This is a genomic window from uncultured Fibrobacter sp. (assembly GCF_947305105.1).
In the GTDB taxonomy this organism is placed as follows: domain Bacteria; phylum Fibrobacterota; class Fibrobacteria; order Fibrobacterales; family Fibrobacteraceae; genus Fibrobacter.
This window is the reverse complement of sequence record NZ_CAMZCS010000072.1, coordinates 1-2876: the sequence shown is the minus strand read 5'-3', so window position 1 is coordinate 2876 and position 2876 is coordinate 1. Positions and strand designations below refer to the sequence as shown.

5 protein-coding genes are annotated in these 2876 nt (G+C 51.3%); all 5 read right to left on the bottom strand.

All coding sequences use genetic code 11. The features are described 5' to 3' along the window. Positions 1-172 precede the first annotated feature (172 nt). Entirely contained in the window at positions 173-982 is an 810-nt protein-coding gene (thiF, locus tag Q0Y46_RS14870; RefSeq protein ID WP_295685282.1) for a thiazole biosynthesis adenylyltransferase ThiF, read from the bottom strand. Further along, complete coding sequence (thiS, locus tag Q0Y46_RS14865) at positions 982-1188, bottom strand: sulfur carrier protein ThiS (protein WP_072810170.1); 207 nt, start codon at positions 1186-1188, stop codon at positions 982-984. Before thiS ends, thiF begins: the two co-directional genes overlap by 1 nt. 14 nt (positions 1189-1202) lie before the next feature. Continuing rightward, on the bottom strand, positions 1203-1448 hold the full coding sequence (locus Q0Y46_RS14860; RefSeq protein ID WP_072810168.1) for a sulfurtransferase TusA family protein: 246 nt from the start codon (positions 1446-1448) through the stop codon (positions 1203-1205). 125 nt (positions 1449-1573) lie between these two features. After that, positions 1574-2533, bottom strand: a complete 960-nt coding sequence (locus Q0Y46_RS14855; protein WP_297948620.1) for a serine O-acetyltransferase — start codon at positions 2531-2533, stop codon at positions 1574-1576. 101 nt (positions 2534-2634) lie between these two features. Beyond that, a partial coding sequence (locus Q0Y46_RS14850) for an aminotransferase class V-fold PLP-dependent enzyme (protein ID WP_297948618.1) occupies positions 2635-2876 on the bottom strand: 242 nt, incomplete at its 5' end.

The following is a 2876-nucleotide window of genomic DNA, read 5'->3' as shown; positions in this document are numbered from 1 at the left end:
ATCATTGAAAACCTCTAGGAATGAGGTGTGGGCGCTTCAGGTGATTAGTGGTTGGTGGTTAGTGGTTAGGATTGCGACAAGAACGTTTCTTTTTGCATTCCTGTTTACTGCATACTGTTTACTAACCACTAAATTTATTCCTGCTTACTAACCACTGCATACTAACCACTTTCTAATGCTTCAAGTCGCAAACGGCCTGCTCGTAGTCGATGAGCTGGGTGATGGTCGGGTGCGTGCCGCACACGGCGCAGTCTTCGGTATGCGTCGGGAGCTTTACCTTGCGGAATTCCATCGTAAGCGCATTGTAGGTGAGCAGGTAACCCGTGAGCAGATTACCCACGCCGAGAATGTACTTGACGGCTTCCATCGCCTGCAAGCTACCGATAACGCCGCCCATAGCGCCAATCACGCCCGCCTGCTTGCAGGTAGGCACGGCATCTTTCGGAGGCGGTTCCTTGAACACACAGCGGTAGCAGGGGCCCTGGCCCGGAACATACGTCATGAGCTGTCCCTGAAAACGGATGATGCCCGCATGGGAGAACGGTTTCTTCGCCATCACGCAGGCATCGTTAATGAGGAACTTCGCCGGGAAATTGTCCGTGCCGTCGATGACGAAGTCGTAGTCCTTGATGAGGTCGAGGATGTTCTCGCTCGTCACGAAAGTGTGGTACGTAACCACTTTCACGTCGGGGTTCATCGCTTCCATCGTCTCTTTCGCGGACTGCACCTTGGGCTTGCCCACATCCTGTGTGGCGTGGATAATCTGGCGCTGCAAATTGGAAAGATCGACCACGTCGGCATCGACAATGCCGATGGTGCCCACGCCTGCTGCAGCAAGGTACATGGCTACAGGCGCTCCGAGGCCGCCCGCACCAATCACGAGTACCTTCGCATTCAGGAGCTTCTTCTGGCCCTTCGCGCCCACCTCTTTCAAGATGATGTGGCGCGAATAGCGCTCCAGCTGTTCGTTAGTAAAAGCCATTAGCAGCCGCCTCCCATGAAGTAGAGGAACTCGACGCTGTCGCCATCCTTGAGCACGGCCTTGTCGAACGTTCCACCCTCAACAAACTCCTCGTTCACCGAAACCGTCACGTAAAGCGGGTTGTCAATCTTCTCGGCTTCAATCAGTTCTGCGACGGTAAGGCCGTCCTTGTATTCTTTCTTGTTTCCTGCAACAGTAATAATCATTTTATACTCCTTGGTTAGTCTCCGACCTTCTTCACAATGAGTGTGTAGGTTCCGTCCTGGTTGTCGTCGAGTTTCAAGATTTCGTGACCCTCTTCCTTGATGCTGCGCGGCACGTTCTGCACCGGTTCGCCGTCGTTCAGGCGGATAGAAAGGATTTGGCCTTCTTCCAGTTCTTCGAGGGCGACCTTCGCCTTCACGAAAGTGGTCGGGCACACGACATCGGTAATGTCGATGGTATCGTCAATTTTTATTTCTGCCATTGTTGTTTCTCCGTACATTGTTGTTTTAATCTGGCCCAAATATAGAACGCGTTTTCGCACGCGTCCAATACATTGTTTTTATGCTGAATTATCAGTTTTTTCTATAGCAAGTCGCCATCTTATGATTATATAATGTAGTACCACTCCTCGCTTTGGGTAATTTCTTCTGTCTTGTGCTGCTTATCGGTAGAGACGTAGTCCATTTCAAGGTTCTTCATGCTCACGCGGGTATTGGGCGCGACAGAACTCGTGATGAAGGCACTGCCACCGATAATGGCATTTTCGCCTACGACCGTATCGCCGCCTAGAATGGATGCGTTCGCGTAAATGGTTACGTTATCCTGAATTGTCGGATGACGTTTTTTGCCGGAGAGGCGCTGGCCCCCGCGCGTCGAGAGCGCACCGAGAGTCACGCCCTGATAAATTTTCACGTTATTGCCAATAACCGCAGTTTCGCCAATCACGATGCCCGTACCGTGATCGATAAAGAAGTACTTGCCGATGGATGCACCCGGATGGATGTCAATTCCCGTCTTGGAATGCGCATACTCTGTCATGAGCCGCGGGAGAACCGGAACGTGCAAAAGGTAAAGTTCATGGGCAATGCGGAAAATCGTTGTCGCCATAAGGCCCGGATACGCAAGGATGATTTCGTCAAGACAACCGGCGGCAGGATCGCCGTCATAAGCGGCATGCAAATCGGTTTCAAGACATTCGCGAATCCAAGGAATCTTCGCGAAAAACTCCTTGCAGATGCGGTAGCTTTCAATCTTGCGCTCGTCCGAAGTCATGGAGCCGCGGAGTTTGCAATAGTCCAGCGCAATCGCCACCTGTTTATGGAGGTGGTAGAAAGTATCTTCGATAATGACCGCGAAGCTATTCTTCGGGTTGTAAATCTTGTGCGAGCGGTCCCTGAAATGTCCGGGATAAACCACACGGATCAGGTTCTGCAAAATCGTCTGAATCTCGGCCTGGTCGGGTCGATTATAGATGTCAATGTTGTCGATATGCTTGCCGCGATTGTAATCGGCAAAAATCGTCTGGACAGCTTTTTCGACTTCTGATTCTTGGATAAGTTCGTGCATAGATTGATGCGATAAAAAAATGAAAAGTGGTTAGTGGTTGGTGGTTAGTGGTTAGGAAAAACATTCCTGTTTACTAACCACTGTTTACTAACCACTATTTATCACGCGAATGTCTTCAGCGCCCTCACGAGTGCGTCGATGTCGTCCGGAGAGTTGTACAGCGCAAGCGTCGGGCGAACGGTACTTTCGTAACCGAAATGCCTGAGCACCGGCTGTGCGCAGTGGTGACCTGTACGCACGGCAACACCGTAGGCGTCGAGCCTCTTGCCCACTTCTTCGTCGGAATATCCGTCGAGCTTGAAGGCGAGAGCAGAAGCCTTGTTGAGTGCCGTACCTACAAGGT